Annotated in this window: 15 protein-coding genes; 6 read left to right on the top strand and 9 right to left on the bottom strand. The window is 69.4% G+C overall.

The window, feature by feature from the left end:
- The first annotated feature begins 28 nt into the window (after positions 1-28).
- Together BM066_RS10465 and BM066_RS10460 are read left to right on the top strand one after the other, a co-directional pair.
- Complete coding sequence (locus BM066_RS10465; RefSeq protein ID WP_089927222.1) at positions 29-676, top strand: HAD family hydrolase; 648 nt, start codon at positions 29-31, stop codon at positions 674-676.
- Entirely contained in the window at positions 673-1,929 is a 1,257-nt protein-coding gene (locus tag BM066_RS10460) for a DNA polymerase IV (RefSeq protein WP_089927218.1), read from the top strand. The genes BM066_RS10465 and BM066_RS10460 overlap by 4 nt, the downstream gene beginning before the upstream one ends.
- Positions 1,930-1,967: 38 nt before the next feature.
- Here BM066_RS10460 and rodA read toward each other — a convergent pair whose 3' ends face one another.
- The 6 genes from rodA to BM066_RS10430 form a co-directional block, all read right to left on the bottom strand.
- The gene (gene rodA / locus BM066_RS10455) at positions 1,968-3,125 is read right to left on the bottom strand and encodes a rod shape-determining protein RodA (protein WP_089927214.1); all 1,158 of its coding nucleotides are present in this window, start codon (positions 3,123-3,125) and stop codon (positions 1,968-1,970) included.
- Positions 3,122-5,161: a penicillin-binding protein 2 gene (mrdA, locus tag BM066_RS10450; protein ID WP_089927209.1), complete on the bottom strand. Its 2,040-nt coding sequence runs from the start codon at positions 5,159-5,161 to the stop codon at positions 3,122-3,124. Before mrdA ends, rodA begins: the two co-directional genes overlap by 4 nt.
- 4 nt (positions 5,162-5,165) lie before the next feature.
- A complete protein-coding gene (locus BM066_RS10445; RefSeq protein WP_089927205.1) occupies positions 5,166-5,675 on the bottom strand; it encodes a hypothetical protein in 510 nt (169 codons plus the stop codon).
- 1 nt (position 5,676) lies between these two features.
- Positions 5,677-6,861 (bottom strand): rod shape-determining protein MreC, encoded by a 1,185-nt coding sequence (gene mreC / locus BM066_RS10440; RefSeq protein ID WP_089927201.1) that lies wholly within the window; start codon positions 6,859-6,861, stop codon positions 5,677-5,679.
- A gap of 138 nt (positions 6,862-6,999) precedes the next feature.
- A complete protein-coding gene (locus BM066_RS10435; protein WP_004623009.1) occupies positions 7,000-8,043 on the bottom strand; it encodes a rod shape-determining protein in 1,044 nt (347 codons plus the stop codon).
- A gap of 372 nt (positions 8,044-8,415) precedes the next feature.
- On the bottom strand, positions 8,416-9,300 hold the full coding sequence (locus BM066_RS10430) for a DMT family transporter (protein WP_089927290.1): 885 nt from the start codon (positions 9,298-9,300) through the stop codon (positions 8,416-8,418).
- A 135-nt stretch (positions 9,301-9,435) separates the two neighbouring features.
- Between BM066_RS10430 and BM066_RS10425 the strand changes: the two genes are divergently transcribed.
- Positions 9,436-9,909 carry a hypothetical protein gene (locus BM066_RS10425; RefSeq protein ID WP_089927198.1) on the top strand — a complete coding sequence of 158 codons (474 nt, stop codon included), beginning with the start codon at positions 9,436-9,438 and terminating at the stop codon, positions 9,907-9,909.
- Positions 9,910-10,048: 139 nt separating this feature from the next.
- Here the strand turns inward: BM066_RS10425 and BM066_RS10420 are convergent, their stop codons facing one another.
- Both BM066_RS10420 and BM066_RS10415 read right to left on the bottom strand, forming a co-directional pair.
- Positions 10,049-11,626, bottom strand: coding sequence for a 2-isopropylmalate synthase (locus tag BM066_RS10420; protein WP_089927195.1), 1,578 nt, complete (start codon positions 11,624-11,626; stop codon positions 10,049-10,051).
- 344 nt (positions 11,627-11,970) lie between these two features.
- On the bottom strand, positions 11,971-12,678 hold the full coding sequence (locus BM066_RS10415) for a TVP38/TMEM64 family protein (protein ID WP_089927190.1): 708 nt from the start codon (positions 12,676-12,678) through the stop codon (positions 11,971-11,973).
- A 237-nt stretch (positions 12,679-12,915) separates the two neighbouring features.
- Between BM066_RS10415 and BM066_RS10410 the strand changes: the two genes are divergently transcribed.
- The 3 genes from BM066_RS10410 (at position 12,916) to BM066_RS10400 (ending at position 15,049) form a co-directional block, all read left to right on the top strand.
- Positions 12,916-13,581, top strand: coding sequence for a ParA family protein (locus BM066_RS10410; protein WP_089927185.1), 666 nt, complete (start codon positions 12,916-12,918; stop codon positions 13,579-13,581).
- 197 nt (positions 13,582-13,778) lie between these two features.
- The gene (locus BM066_RS10405) at positions 13,779-14,447 is read left to right on the top strand and encodes a nucleotide-binding protein (RefSeq protein ID WP_255367545.1); all 669 of its coding nucleotides are present in this window, start codon (positions 13,779-13,781) and stop codon (positions 14,445-14,447) included.
- A gap of 62 nt (positions 14,448-14,509) precedes the next feature.
- On the top strand, positions 14,510-15,049 hold the full coding sequence (locus BM066_RS10400; protein ID WP_089927176.1) for an NADPH-dependent FMN reductase: 540 nt from the start codon (positions 14,510-14,512) through the stop codon (positions 15,047-15,049).
- A 4-nt stretch (positions 15,050-15,053) separates the two neighbouring features.
- Here the strand turns inward: BM066_RS10400 and BM066_RS10395 are convergent, their stop codons facing one another.
- Positions 15,054-15,644: a carbohydrate binding domain-containing protein gene (locus BM066_RS10395; protein WP_089927173.1), complete on the bottom strand. Its 591-nt coding sequence runs from the start codon at positions 15,642-15,644 to the stop codon at positions 15,054-15,056.
- Positions 15,645-15,821: the final 177 nt, after the last annotated feature.

Below are 15,821 nucleotides of genomic sequence, written 5' to 3'. Positions count from 1 at the left end.
CGCGTTTACCCTCGGCCAATCGCAGATCATGGAACCCTGTTTTTCCGACCTTCAGGCCTGCACCGTGCGCGCTGATACGCCGCTGGTCATCGTCGATGTCGACGAGGTTCTCGCGCGCTTCATGCATGGCTTTGGAACGTTCATCGGGCGCCATGGATTCGAGCTGCGGGTCGACCGCTTCGCCCTGTTTCAGAACATCTATCGCCCGGGCGAGACCGAGCACGTGGACCTGATCGCCGGCCGGGCGCTGTTCGACGACTTCTTCCGAGACGGGGCCGACGACCTGTTGCCCGCCGAGGGCGCGGCCGACGCCCTGGCCGACCTGTCGACCCGGGCCGACGTGGTGATCCTGACCAACGCCCCCGAACACGGCCGCCAGTCCCGCGCCCGCTGGCTGAAGGCCCACGGCTTCGACTATCCGCTGGTGATCAACAGCGGCCCCAAGGGGCCGTCGGCGGCGCACCTGTCCGAGCGCACGGCCTCGCCGTCGGTGTTCGTCGACGACCTGCTGCCGCAGCTGAACTCGGTGGCGGAAAGCGCGCCGCGGGTCGGCCGCTTCCAGATGGTGGCCGACGAGCGCCTGCGTCCCCTGGCGCCCTCCGATCCCGAACGGCACGCCCGCATCGACCTGTGGCCGGACCTGAAGACGGCCATCGAGCGCAAGCTGTTCCGATGAGGAGCCTGTGCCGCGACTGCCTGGCGACGGGCGAGGCCAAGGTCTCGCGCTGTCTCGCCTGCGGTTCGCCGCGGGTGGTCTTCCATGAGGAACTGGGCCAGCTCAGCATGGCCCACATGGACTGCGACGCCTTCTACGCCTCGGTCGAGAAGCGCGACGATCCGTCCCTGCGCGACAAGCCGGTGATCGTCGGCGGCGGCAAGCGCGGGGTGGTGACCACCGCCTGCTACATCGCCCGCATGAGCGGCCCGCGCTCGGCCATGCCGATGTACAAGGCGCTGAAGCTGTGCCCCGACGCCGTGGTCATCAAGCCCAACTTCGCCAAGTACAGGGCCGAGAGCCGGCGGATCATGGCCAAGCTGGACGCCCTGACGCCGCTGGTGCAGCCGCTGTCGCTGGACGAAGCCTGGATCGATCTTGCCGGGACCGAACGCCTGCACGGCGCCCCGCCGGCGGTGATGCTGGCCCGGGTGCAGAAGGAGATCGAGGCCGAGGTCGGCATCACCGTCTCGATCGGCCTGGCCCCCAACAAGTTCCTGGCCAAGATCGCCTCGGAGCTGGACAAGCCGCGCGGCTTCTCGGTGATCGGGGCGGTCGGGATCGCCGCGTTCCTGGCGCCCCGGCCGGTGTCGATCCTGCCCGGCGTCGGCCCCGCCACTGTCGCGGCCCTGGCCTCGGAAGGCCTGCGCACGGTCGGCGACATCGCTTCGGCGGACCTGAAGTGGCTGGTCAAGGTGCTGGGCTCGGGCGGCCTGCGGCTGCACCACCTGGCCCATGGCCGCGACGCCCGGGCGGTGGATCCCGAACAGGAGCGCAAGACGATCAGCGCCGAGACCACGTTCAACGACGACCTCTACAAGGCCGAGGACCTGGAGGACGAGCTGTGGCCGCTGTGCGAGAAAGTCGCCCGCCAGGCCCGGGCCGGCGGCGTGGCGGGCCGGGTGGCGACCCTGAAGCTGCGCACGCCCGACTTCAAGATCCACACCCGCCGCCGCACCCTGGCCGTCCCGACCCAGACCGCCCGCACCCTGTTCCAGGTGGCCCGCGAGCTGCTGGCGGCCGAACCGAAAGGCCTGCACTACCGCCTGATCGGCGCGGGCCTGACCGACTTCGTTCCCGCCGAGGGCGCGGCCGACGACTTCTTCGCCGGCGACGAGCGCAAGGCGCTGAAGAGCGAGACGGTGATCGACGGGCTGCGGGGGAAGTACGGAGCGGGCGCGGTGGTGACCGGAAGGGCGCTGAAGGGGAAGTGAAATCTTCCTTCTCCCGCAAGGGGAGAAGGATTCAAATCCTACATCAGCGAGCCCTTGCCGCTGGTCACCTCGGTATAGCGGTGCACCCGCACGGCCTGCACCAGCCCGAAGCCCACCATGACCGTCAGCATGACGGTGCCGCCGTACGACAGCATCGGCATCGGCACGCCCACCACCGGGGCCATGCCCATCACCATCGCGCCGTTGATCAGCACGTAAAGGGCGAAGGTGGCGGTGACGCCGGCCGCCGACAGCCGTCCGAAGTGGCTGTGGCTGATCGAGGCGATGCGCAGGGCCATGAAGATCGCCACGCCGTACAGGAACAGCACGCTGAAACAGCCGATGAAGCCGAACTCCTCGGCCAGGGTGGCGAAGATGAAGTCGGTCTGCTTTTCCGGCAGGAAGTTCAACTGGCTCTGCGAGCCCAGGCCGAAGCCCTTGCCCATCAGCCCGCCCGAGCCCAGGGCGATCTTGGACTGCATGATGTGGTAGCCGTTGCCGGACGGGTCCTTTTCCGGGTCCATGAAGGTCAGGATCCGGTTGCGCTGATAGTCGTGCAGCACGAAGAAGATGAACGGCGGCAGGGCGGCCAGGCCGGCCACGATCCCGGCGACGATCAGGCGCAGCGACAGGCCGGCCAGCACCATCACCGCCAGGCCCGGCAGGGCGATCAGCACGGCGGTGCCCAGGTCGGGCTGGTGGGCGACCAGCAGGGTCGGCGCGCCGATCAGGGCCAGGGGGATCAGCAGCTTCCAGGACAGCCGGGCGCTGTCGGCCGACAGGCCGTGATAGTAGCGGGCCAGGGCCAGGACGACGCCGATCTTCATGATCTCGGACGGCTGGAACCGCAGCGGCCCGATGGCCAGCCAGCGCTGGGCGCCCAGCGACACGTCGCCGACCGCCTCAACCGCCACCAGCAGCAGCAGGGCTATGCCGTAGATCGGATAGGCCATGGTGAACCAGACGCGCAGGTCCACCATGGCCAGGAAGATCATGAGCACGAAATAGATGCCGAAGCGCAGCAGGTGCTTGTCGGCCCACGGCTCCCACGAGGCCCCGGCGATCGAGAACAGCATCAGCGCCCCGGTGCCCGCGATCAGGCACAGGACCAGGCACAGCGTCCAGTCGATCTCCATGAACTTGATGATCGGCCGGTCGCGTTCGCCGGGCCGGCTGAGGCCGCCGCTGAGGGTCATCGGGGAGCTCCGGGGGCGGCGGGCGCGGGAACGGTCGGGGTGGGCGGCGGGGCGCCCACGGTCGGATCCTCGGGGGCGGCGCCCTCGACCGAGCCATCGGGCGCGGCCTCGACCGGCTCCTCGGGCAGGGGCATGGGCCGCTCGATGCGGGCCCGGACCTCGGGATCCTTCAGCAGCGCCACGCGCATCACCTCGCGGGCCCGCGGGGCGCCGGCGGTGGCGCCGCCCAGGCCGCCGTGCTCGACGATGACGGCCACGGCGTAGCGCGGGTCGTCATAGGGCGCGAAGGCCACGAACAGGTTATGGTCCTTGAGCTTCCAAGCGACGCTGTCGCTCTTGCGGCTGGCGACCTTGTCGTAGCTGCGCACCTGGGCCGTGCCGGTCTTGCCGGCCATCTTCACGTCGCCCAGGCCCAGCTGGCTCTGGCGATAAGCGGTGCCGCGCACGTCGTTGGCCACGGCCTCCATGCCGCCGCGCACATAGGCCAGGTGCTCCATCGAGAACGGCAGGTCGGGCACGGCCGCGCCGCTGGGCTGCTCGACCCCGCCGACGGACTTGATCAGGCGCGGATTGAGCGCCTTCCTGCCGTTGGCCAGGCGCGAGGTCATCACCGCCAGCTGCAGGGCGTTGACGCTGAGCGCCCCCTGCCCGATCCCGTAGCTGGGGGTCTCGCCCGGAAACCAGATCTGGTTGGCCGGATTCTTCTTGAAGGCCCGCTTCTTCCATTCGCGATCGGGAACCAGGCCCTTCTTCTGGCCTGGAATGCCGATGTCGAACGTGCTGCCGAAGCCCATGGCCCGCGCGGCGCTGGCGATGGCGTCGGGGCCGATCTTCAGCGAGGTCTGGTAGAAATAGATGTCGCACGAGTTCTTGATCGCCTCGTGCAGGTTCTGCGAGCCGTGGCCGCCCTTCTGCCAGCACCGCCAGGTCCGGCCGCCGTAGTACCAGCTGCCGCTGCAGCTGACGCGGACCTCGGGATCGACCCCGGCGGTCAGGGCGGCCAGGCCGACGGTCGGCTTGAAGGTCGAGCCCGGCGGGAAGGTGCCGTTCAGCACCTTGTCCAGCAGCGGCTTGCGCTCGTACTCGGCCAGGGCCTTGTACTCGGGACCCGACAGGCCCTTGACGAAGCGGTTGGCGTCGAAGCTGGGGGCCGAGACCATGGCCAGCAGGTCGCCGTTGCGCACGTCCATCACGACGATGGCGCCGCTTTCGTCGCCCATCACCTCGAGCGCGCGGTTCTGGATGTCGGCGTCCAGGGTCAGGCGTACTTCCTTGCCGGGCGTGGCCGGGATGTCGCCCTCGGGGTCCAGGCGCACCACGCGGCCCTGGGCGTCGACCTCGGCCTTGGTGGCGCCGGGGCGGCCGCGCAGATCCCGGTCCAGGGACTTTTCGATGCCGGCCTTGCCGATCCGGAAACCCGGATGATGAAGCAGGTCCTGGTCCTGGGTGGGGTCGTCCTTGGCCTTCTCCAGGTCGCGGTCCGAGACCTTGGCCACATAGCCGATCACGTGGGCGAAGGCCCCGCCGAACGGATAGACCCGCACCTCGCCCATGTCGGCGGTGACGCCCGGCAGCTCCGGGGCGCGGATGTTGACGCGGGAGAACTCCTCCCAGGTCATGTCCTCCATCACCGCCACCGGGGCCTTCTTGGGCGCGCGGGCGATGTCCTTGATCAGGCGGGCGCGGCGGGCGGCGTCGATCGGCACCAGCAGGGCCAGGTCGTCGAGCGTGGCCTCGACGTCGAAGTCCTTGGAGTCCTTGCTGACCATCAGCCGGAAGTTCGGGCGGTTGGAGGCCAGGGACACGCCGTTGCGGTCCAGGATCAGGCCGCGCGGCGGCGGCGTCAGGCGGTAATTGAACTGGTTGCCGGCCGAAAGCTTCTGGTAGCGCTGAGCCTCGACCAGCTGCAGCTGGGCCAGGCGTCCGCCCAGGGCCAGCAGGCCGCCGCCAGCCAGGCCGCCCATCAGGAACGCGCGGCGGTGGAACACCCCTTGCCGCTCGTTCACCTCGAAGAACATGATGGACGGTTCGCTCATGGCGTCACCGGAACCGAACGTCCGCGTCCTCGAACCGGTCGATCAGCCGGTGGGCGAACGGGAACAACAGGGTCGTCACCAGGAACTGCCAGAATACCGCCAGCAGGCTGGGCATGGCTAGGCTGTCCAGCATGCTGAACAGGAAGCCGCCGGCCATGGCCACGGCGGTGACGCCGGCGAACCAGACCCACATCATCGGCCGGCTCTGGCCGGTCATCATGCTGCGGCCGGCCAGGGCGGTGGCGTAGGCGACCAGCAGCGACAGACCCCACAGGCCGGTCGGCCCGCCCCAGAACACGTCCAGGAACAGGCCCAGCGCCAGCAGGGCGAACGGCGCCAGGATCGACGGCCGGATCAGCGCCCAGGCGAAGGCCGGAACCATGGCGAACACCGGCTCGGGCAGCTGCAGGCCGTAGATGCGGATCGGCGCGGCGAAGACGATCGTCGCCAGCACGCACAGCAAGGCGGGCACGCCCAGCCAGAGGCCCGGGTGCAGGGGCCGCGCGCCGCCCACGCTAGACCTCCCCGCCGGCCGGCTGGGCCGCCGCGGGCGTCACGGGCTTGGGTGTCGCAGGTTTGGGCGTCGCCGGTTTGGACGTCACGGGCTTCGGGGCGGGCGTGGCCGTCGCCGGCTTGGCGGCGGGCGGCGTCGTGGCGGCCGGCTTGGGCGGCGTCGCCGCTGGGGTCGCTGGGGTTCCCCCCGCGGTCGTCGGCGCCGCGCCGGAAACCGCCGGCGTCGCGCCGGCCTGGGCGGGCGGCGTGGAGGCGGTGGCGGCCGGGCCCAGGATCGAGACGTCGGGATCCTCGGTGGTGACCGGCGGCAAGCTGCGGGTCAGCAGGGCCTTCTGGTCGGCCAGCTGGGCGAAGTCCTTGAACAGCAGGATGCGGACATAATCGATGGCGGCGTCGTCGGCGAACAGCACCACCCGCCAGCGGCCATCCAGGCCCTTGACGGCCGCGCCCACCGGCAGGCCGCGCGGCACCACGCCGCCGTCGCCGGAGGTGACGACCCGGTCGCCTTCCTTGATCGGATCGACGCCGCGTAGGTATTCCAGCTTCGGGTTGGGTCCGCCGTCGCCGGTCAGGATGGCGCGGGCGTTGGTGCGGTCGATCATCACCGGCGTGCGCGAGGCGATGTCGGTCAACAGCAGCACCCGGCTGGCCCCGTTGGCGACGCCGACCACCCGGCCGACCAGGCCGCGCTCGTTCATCACCGGATTGCCGACCACCACGCCCTTTTCCGAGCCGGAGTCGGCCAGGCGGGTGTTGGCGAACGGGCCGCGGGTGTCGGCGACCACGCGGGCGGCGACCATCGGGATCGGCGGATCGGTGCGCAGGCCCAGCAGCGAGCGGTAGCTCTGGTTCTTGTCGACCTCGGCCAGGTACATGTCGCGATAGCCGCGCATCTCCTTCAGCTCGGCCTTCAACCGGCGGTTCTCCGACGCGGTGAAGAAGTAGCTGCTGACGAAGTCGACGCCCAGGCCGGTCCAGCGTCCCGGGGCGGCGATCACGCCGCTGACCGGCTTGGACACCGTGTCGACCGTCTGGCGGGTGACGCCATAGGCCTGCTGCTGGAGGGTCTCGCGCCGATCGGCCAGCAGGAACGCGACCGCGATCACGACCGCGACGATCAACGCCACGGCCGCCGTCCAGGTAAGCGGCACTTTCAGGTCGCCGAGCGGACCTTCGCGAAAGGGCACGAACGCTTTCTCCCGACGCCCCCCGCGGCGTCCGACTTAGATGAGACGCCCTCAGTCTTTTTCAAAAGAAAAAGACGTCGGATTGAAACCTGGAGCGCGATTTATCGCCGAACCGGCAGCCACTTCGGCGATCGCGCCCTAGGCGAGAGTCGATTCAAGAACGCCCTTCATCCACTTGGGATGCTCGAGCACCTTGCCGCAGCCCAGGGCCACGCACGACAACGGATCGTCGGCCACGGTGACCGGCAGGCCGGTGTGGTCGCGGATCTCGGCGTCCAGGCCGCGCAGCAGGGCGCCGCCGCCAGTCAGCATGATGCCCTTGTCGGCGATGTCGCTGGCCAGTTCCGGCGGGGTGGCTTCCAGGGCCACCTTCACGGCCTCGACGATCTGCCCGACCGGTTCGGCCAGGGCGTCGGCGGCCTGCTTTTCGCTGATGCGGACTTCGCGCGGCACGCCTTGCATCAGGTCGCGGCCCTTGACGTCGATCGACAGGCCTTCGCCGTCGGCCGGCGCGCGGGCGGTGCCGATCTCCTTCTTGATGCGCTCAGCGGTGGTCTCGCCGATCAGGAGGTTATGGTGGCGGCGCATGTAGCTGATGATCGCCTCGTCCATCTTGTCGCCGCCGACGCGGACGCTGCGCGAATAGACGATGCCCGACAGCGACAGCACGGCCACCTCGGTGGTGCCGCCGCCGATGTCGACGACCATCGAGCCGGTCGGCTCGTGGATGGGCAGGCCGGCGCCGATCGCGGCGGCCATCGGCTCGTCGATCAGGCCGACGCGACGGGCCGAGGCGTTCAGGCAGCTGTCGTTGATGGCGCGGCGTTCCACGGCGGTGGCGCCCGACGGCACGCACACGATCACCTTGGGGTTCACGAAGCCCTTGCGGTTGTGAACCTTGCGGATGAAGTACTTGATCATCTCCTCGGCGACTTCGAAGTCGGCGATGACCCCGTCGCGCATCGGGCGGATGGCTTCCATGTGGCCCGGCGTGCGGCCCAGCATCTGCTTGGCCTCGATCCCCACCGCGTGAACGATCTTGCGGCCGCCGACATTGCGCAGCGCGACCACCGAAGGCTCGTTCAGGACGATGCCCTTGCCCTTCATGTAGATGAGCGTGTTGGCGGTGCCCAGGTCGATGGCGATGTCGTTGGAGATGACGCCGAAGAGGGAAGAAAACATTGAAAGCCCTGACTGAGGGATAGGGGGGCGAAGGCGGCAGAGTCGGTAAAAGGAGAAGCGGGCGGAGAGGCGAAACGGAGCCGTTTGCATCGCCGAAGCGACGAAGGCGAAGGGGAAAGATGGCTCCTACTTCAATTCCAAACGAGGACAACATGATTCCCGCGAATTGCGGGTTTTGTCCCATTGACGAGCGCCTGCCGCACGACGGGAGCGCTGGCTCCCCGCCGCGCCGTCGTCTGACTGCCACAAAGCTGCCGACGAAGCCCGTTTGCCCTGCGAAAGCGTTGATTTCAAGGTCTATTGCAGACCCTGGCTCACCTGTTTTCGCAGAACGGCGACGCGGGGGGTTTCATCCCAGAAACATGGCGTTTTCTAGCCGAGCGCGGCCATGGCCACCCCGGCCGCCGCGATCAGGCCGAAGATCATCTGAACGGCGGTCAACCGCTCGGCGAACAGGCGGCGTCCGGCGATCGCGGCGATGGGCGCCTCGATCACCCCGACCGCCCTCACCTGCCCCGCCGGGGCCAGGGCCAGGGCGATGAACCAGCCGGCCGAGGCGGCCGCGCCCCAGAACCCCGCCCCCAGCGACGGCCGCCAGGCCCGAGCCACCGCGACCAGGGCGGCGCGGTCGCCGACCGCCAGGAACAGGGTCAGGGCCAGGGTCTGGACGACCTGGACGGTCATCAGGGTGACCACCGCGGCGAAGATCGGATGGGCCGGCTCCAGGGCGTGGCCGGCCTGGCGGAAGGCGTTCAGGCAGAAGCCGAACGCCAGGCCCGACAGCAGGGCGTAGACGGCGCCGCTGACCGGCTTCTCGCCCGAGATCCCGGCGCGCGGCCAGGTCACCACCAGCAAGGCCGCACTGGTCACGGCCACGCCAATCCAGCCCACGAGGCTCAATTGCTCGCCATAGACCAACAGGCCCAGCAGGGCGGCCAGCGGGATCGAGCTCTGCTGCACAGCCGTGGCCACGGCGAACCCGGCCCGGCGCATGGCCACCAGCAGGGCGGCCGTGGCGGCGATCTGGCCCGCTCCGCCCAGCAGGGCCGCCGCCCAGAAGGCCGGGGTCGCCTGCGGATGCTCGCCCCGGGTCAGGGCCAGGGCGACGCCCACGAACACCGCCGTGAACGGCAGGCCGAACAGGAACCGCACCAAGGTCGCGCCCCAGGGTCCGGTTCCGCCCATCACTGCACGCTGGGCGGCGTTGCGGGCCACCTGGGCGAACGAGGCGGCGATGGTGATGGGGATCCAGATCATGCCCATGCCTTTGTATCCCTTATGCCGCCCTTATGCCGGCGGCCCGTTTTCGAATGGAGGTCTTAGGCCGCCCGGACGCACACCGTGGTCGTCGGCCCGTCCGGTGACGGGTCCGACCAGCACGAGGTTTCGACCATGTCGTCCCATCCTTTTCGTCAGGCCGCGCGGTTCCTGCTCGGCGTTCCGACCGACGGGATCCAGCAAACGCTCGGGCGCATGCTCGCCCTGGCCGAGGCCACGCCGTTGTGTTTCGTGGCGGTGACCGGACCCGACGCCGGCGAGGCGATGAGCGTGCTGTGGCGACGCGGCTACGACCGGGTGGAGGCGGCCCGCCGGGCCACCTGCCGCGCCGCCGACGAACAGAGCGACGTGCTGCTGGTGATCGGCTGCGCGACGGTGGCCGACGCGCGCGCCGCGGCGGCCTCGACCGTGGCCATGCTCCGCCCGGGCGGAGCGATGGTCGTCGACGCCGGCGCGTTCCTGGACCAGGCGCCGCGCCGGGCGCTGTGCGAGGCTCTGCGGGCGCTGGGCCTGGACGTCGAGCCGCAGGCCCACCTGTCGGCGGAGCTGCTGGCCACGCGGCCGTTCAGCGCACGGGCGGCGGCTTAGGGGGTTTCACCGTACTCAAATCGTTGTCATCCCGGAAAGCGCGCAGCGCTTGTCCGGGATCCAGGACAGCCTCTGCGAGGCTTCCGGGAGGACAACCTTTTGGGACGCTGAAGCGAAGCCCGTTCAAGCCGTCGCCGGCCTAGAACCCGCTGGCGATCGCCGCTTCCGGCCGGCTCTTTTCCTTGCGCGCCATGAGGTTGTTCAGGGCGTTGACATAGGCCTTGGCCGAGGCGGTCAGGGTGTCGGTGTCGGCGGCCTGGCCGGTGGCGATGCGGCCGTCCTCTTCCAGACGCACCGAGACCTGGGCCTGGGCGTCGGTGCCCTCGGTCACCGCATGCACCTGGAACAGGCGCAGGGCGGCGTCGTGCGGCACGATCTGCTGGATGGCGTTGAACACCGCGTCGACCGGACCGTCGCCCGAGGCCTCCGAGGTCTTGATCTCGCCGTCGACTTCCAGGGTCAGCTCGGCCGACTGGCCGTCAGTGCCGGCCACCACGCGCAGGCGCTGGACGCGGATGCGCTCCGAGCCACGGGCCAGGGCGTCGTCGACCAGGGCGATGATGTCGTCGTCGTAGACATGCTTCTTGCGGTCGGCCAGGTCCTTGAAGCGGCCGAAGGCCTCCTTCAGGGCGTTCTGGCCCAGCTCGTAGCCCAGATCCTTCAGCTTGGCGCGGAAGGCGTGGCTGCCCGAGTGCTTGCCCATGACCAGGCTGGACGGCGCCTGGCCGACCGATTCCGGGGTCATGATCTCGTAGGTTTCGCGGTTCTTCAGCATCCCGTCCTGGTGGATGCCGCTCTCGTGCGCGAAGGCGTTCTTGCCGACGATGGCCTTGTTGTACTGCACCGGGAAGCCGGTGATGGCCGAGACGTAGCGGCTGGCGCGGGTGATGTGGGTGGTATCGATGCCGGTCTGGAACGGCAGCTTGTCGCCGCGCACCTTCAGGGCCATGACGATCTCTTCCAGCGCCGCGTTGCCGGCCCGCTCGCCCAGGCCGTTGATCGCGCACTCGATCTGGCGGGCCCCGCCCTGCACGCCGGCCAGGCTGTTGGCCACGGCCAGGCCCAGGTCGTTGTGGCAGTGGGTCGAGAAGATCACCTTGTCGGCGCCCTCGACGTTCTGGGTCATCCAGCTGAACAGGTCGGCGTACTCGGACGGATAGGTGTAGCCCACCGTGTCGGGCAGGTTGATCGTCGTGGCCCCGGCCTTGATCGCCGTCTCGATGGCGCGGCGCAGGAACTGGCGGTCGCTGCGAGTGGCGTCCTCGGCCGACCACTCGACGTCGTCGCGCAGGTTGCGGGCGTGGCCGACCGAGCGGGCGATCACGTCGATGACGGCGTCCGGCTCCATCTGCAGCTTGTGCTTCATGTGCAGGTCGCTGGTGGCGATCACCACGTGGATGCGGCCGCGCTGCGTGCCCTTCAGGGCTTCGGCGCAGCGGTCGATGTCGACCTGGTGGGCGCGGCACAGGCCGGCGATGGTGGAGTTCTTGACGATCTTGGCGATCTCGCGGACCGCCTCGAAGTCGCCGTTCGAGGCGATCGGGAAGCCGGCCTCGATGACGTCGACCCCCATCTCCTCGAGAATCTTGGCCAGTTCCAGCTTTTCATCGTGCGACATCGATGCGCCGGGCGACTGCTCGCCGTCGCGCATGGTGGTGTCGAAAATGACGACGTTGTCGCGCTTTTCAGAAGCGGCGGGTGATACGGGGGCGGTCATGGAGCTACTCGTCGGAAGGTGTCTGCGTGGGGCCAATTCTGACCTTGGGGGCGGCGGGTTCAGTCATCCCCTGCACGCCCGGCCACGACGAAGCGCGGCCCCTAGAGCGCCCAGGGGTTGGTAAGCCGAAGCGAAAGCAGTTGGCGCGCGACGTTCATGAGTTGCTTTCTACACAGCGACCCAAAAGCCAGCAAGCATTTTGCGTTAATCGCGCGATTGGCCGCACGCCAAGCAAGTTTCGACCAGAGACACCCCTCGGTTGAGATGAGTCGTGCGAGGGAGCGGGGGATCGGCGCGTCAAACGACCCAGTCAGGCCCGCTCAGGCGGCGCGAACCGCCCTGCCCTACTCCGCCGTTTCGCGCTTCTTGAGCCAGGCGCGGGCGACCAGGCCGGCGGCGATCCAGACCGCCACGGCCACCACCAGCATGACGATGTGCCGCTGGCCGCCGCCCTTCAGAGCCTGGACGATGGAGTTGCCGGCGAAGGCGGTCAGGGCGATCTTCGGGATGATGCCGACGGCGGTGCCGGCCGCGAAGTCGAGCACCTTCATCGGGGTGACGCCGGCGGCCATGTTGACCACGATGAACGGCGCGGAAGGCACCAGCCGGACGATCAGGCTGGCCAGGAAGCCGTTCTTGCCGATCAGCTTCATGAACTTGGCCACGCCGTCGCCGGCCAGGTCCTGCAGCAGCCGGCCGCCGAACGTCCGTCCCAGCCAGAACCCGACCATCGAAGAGACCAGGGTGCCGATCCAGCTGTAGGCGAACCCCGTCCAGGGCCCGAAGGCGACCACGGCCGCGGCGATCAGCACGAACTGCGGCACGCCGATGAAGGCCAGGACCGCGAAGGCGCCGACCGCGACCGGCAGGGCCCAGGGCCCGTGGGCGGCGCTCAGCCACTGTTCGACCGTGACTTCGCCGTTCAGGCCCAGCAGCTGGGCCCCGAACAGGAAGACCACGCCCACCCCGCCGAACAGCACGAACGACACCGCGACCGTTCGCCAGGCCCGGGCGTCCATGTTGGTGAAGAAGTCGATCAGGCGACGAAGCATCCGCCTGCCTCGCCCATGCCCCGGGCGCGGTCAAGGGGGCGCGATCCGGCGCGGTCCGGGCGAAAATCGCCCGGCGACCGCCCATTTTATTGTCACGCTTCCCGTGGCGCGGGGCGGCGCCAAGGTTAAGATTCTCCAAACACGACATTTCCGTTGCGAACCCGTCGTAACAGGCGGCTAAGTTATCCACAGGCTTTCCGGCCGTCGGACCGGAAACGCGTTGGGAGAGCGTCGGACGTGAAGACCCTGGCTGTCATTTCCCGCAAGGGCGGGGCCGGCAAGACGACCCTGGCGATCAATCTGAGCCTCACCGCCCATCTGGCGGGATGGAAGACCCTGCTGGCCGACATCGATCCTCAGCGCTCGGCCTCCGACGCCCTGCGGGCGCGCGGCGGATCGGGCCCCTGCCTGGCCGAGATCAACGCCGGCAAGCTGTTCCAGACCGGCGCTCACGCCGAACACGACGGCTACGATGTGATGCTGATCGACACCCCCGCCGCGCCGGACGCCGACGTGGCCGTGGCGGTCAATTCCGCCGACCTGTGCATCCTGGTCTGCCGCCCCACCTTCCTGGACATCGCCTCGGTGGCCCGTTCGGCCGAAATGGTCCGGCGGCTGGGCAAGGCGGGGCTGATCGTGCTGAACCAAGCGCCGTCCAAGCGCGGCGGGTTCGAGCCCGCCAGCGTGCGGCAGGCGGTCGAGGCGCTGCGCTTCTGCGGCCTGCCGGTCGCGCCGATCGGGCTGCGCGCACGGACCATCTACCAGCAGGCGATCGCCCGGGGACTGTCGGTCGGCGAATGGGACGCCGCGACCCCGGCCGCCCGGGAGATCGACCGCCTGTGGGGCCACGTCGCCGCCCTGCTGGCCCTGGACGGCCACGGCCGCGACGCCCGGGCCAGCTGAGCCCGTCGCGCGGACCACGGTTTTCCCTGACAGCGCAAAGGTTTGCGGCGAAATTTGGCTCCAGCGTCAAATAAATCTACAGGTTGAAGTTCTGTTCATACCTTGACTGTCACAGTGACGCACCTTGGGGAACTTTGCGGCTGCGGGAACCAGCCGCTCGGTCTGGGCGAAGAGTGCAAGTCGTGAAGACAATTACTGTGCTTTCCCGGAAGGGCGGATCGGGCAAGACGACCCTGGCCGTGAACCTGGCGCTGATGGCCTTCCTGCGGGGCCGCAAGGTGCTGCTGGCCGACATCGACCCGCAGCGATCGGCGTCGGACGCCCTGCGGGCGCGCGGCGAACCCGGGCCGGCCCTGGCCGACATCACCGCCGGCAAGCTGTTCCTGACCAAGTCCAACGCGATGCGGGACGGCGTCGACTACCTGTTCATCGACACGCCCGCCCTGCCCGAGGCCGATGTCGCCCAGGCGGTGAACATCGCCGACGTCTGCCTGGTGGCGGGCCGGCCCTCGTTCCTCGACCTGGCCCCGATCGTACGCACGGCCGAGGCCGTCCGCCGCCTGGGCAAGGGCGGCATGGTGGTGCTGAACCAGGCCCACACCAACCGCTCCGATGTCGCCCCGGTGGCCTTCCCGGAGATCATGGAGGCCCTGCGGTTCTGCGGCCTGCCGCTGGCGCCGCATGGCCTGCGCTCCCGCGAGGCCTTCCAGAAGGCGATGGCCCAGGGCCGCTGCGTGGCCGAGCTGGAGCCGGGCGGCCCCGCCGCCCGCGACCTGGAGCGCCTCTGGGCCCATGTCGAGGCCTCGCTGGACGGAGTCGCCGGCGGTTGGAGCCAGGCGCCGATGAAGACCGCCCTCACCGGCTGATCCGGCTTTCCCCAAACGCCGGCGCCAACTAGGGTCCGCCGCTCCAGCAGCGGAGCCCTCGCATGAAACTTCTCGGCGTCTCCGGCAGCCTGCGGGCCGCCTCGTTCAACACCGCCCTGCTGCGCGCCGCCCAGGAGTGCGCGCCCCAGGACGTGACGATCGAGATCTTCGGCCTGCACGACCTGCCGCTGTTCAACCAGGACGTCGAGGACCAGGGCGATCCCGCGCCGGTCAAGGCCTGGAAGGACGCCGTCCGCGGCGCCGACGCCCTGCTGCTGGCCTGCCCCGAATACAACGGCGGGGTTACCGGCGTGCTGAAGAACGCCATCGACTGGGCCTCGCGCGGCAGCCCCTCGGCCCTGCACGGCAAGACCGCCTGCATCGTCGGCGCCTCGCCCGGCGTCACCGGCACCGTCCGCGCCCAGGACGCCCTGCGCCAGTCGCTGCGCAAGGTCTCGGCCGAATACTGGCCGCTCGGCGAGATGCTGGTCGGCCAGGCCCACACCAAGATCGAGAACGGCCAGGTGATCGACGAGAAGACCCTGGCCTATCTGGGCAAGCACCTGGAGGCGTTCGTGCAGCACATGCGCGGGAAGGCCTGAACGACTACTTCATCGTCGCCGGATCGTATTTGGGCCCGAAATCCAGCACGAACAGCGGACCCAGCACCACTGTCTGCTTGGCGCTGCCCAGGTGCAGGGACACGCCGGCCCCGCCCTGCTCGGCGTCCATGCTGGCGCGGCCGCTGACCGTATAGATCTGCCATTCGCCGGTGACCGCCACCTTGCCCTCGACGATGCCGCCCCACGGCGCGGCCGTCTGCTGGACGCGCACCGAGCTGATGTTCGCCGTGGCCGGCCCGCCGTCTACCGGCTCGGCCTTGGCCCAGAAGGCGATGGTGATGATGTCGCCCTTGGTGATCTTGCCCCCCACCGGCTGGCCGGCGCCGCTGTCCCAGGGCGTGTTCGGCGTCGGCGTATTGACCTGGACCCGGACGCCGGCGCCGCCGGTCACCGCCTTGTCCTTGACCGGCGCGCTGGTCTGGCCCGCGCCGTAGACGCTCCAGGCCGTGGACGGCTTGTTGATCGCGTATTTCATGATGCCTTCGGCGGCCGGCTCGGCGGCCTTGGCCGTGATCGGCGCGGCGGCGGACAGGCCGAGCGCGGCCACGGCGGCCAGGATGGCGATCTTGGTCATGGTTTCCCCCTTCAAGACGTCGTTGCGTCGATCGACCGCCGTCGGCGGCCGATGTGGTCGTTCCTCCCCGGGGCCGCCCGTCATGCGGCGCGGCCTCTCGTCTTCGAACGGTGATAGCGGTATCGCGCGTCTCGGATCCGCGCAAGAACCCCGCGCGATGCGGCCTTTGGTGCGTTG

Origin of the sequence: Caulobacter sp. UNC279MFTsu5.1, from assembly GCF_900114015.1 — a bacterium.
GTDB lineage: Bacteria > Pseudomonadota > Alphaproteobacteria > Caulobacterales > Caulobacteraceae > Caulobacter.
This window is presented reverse-complemented; position numbering and strand designations above follow the sequence as displayed.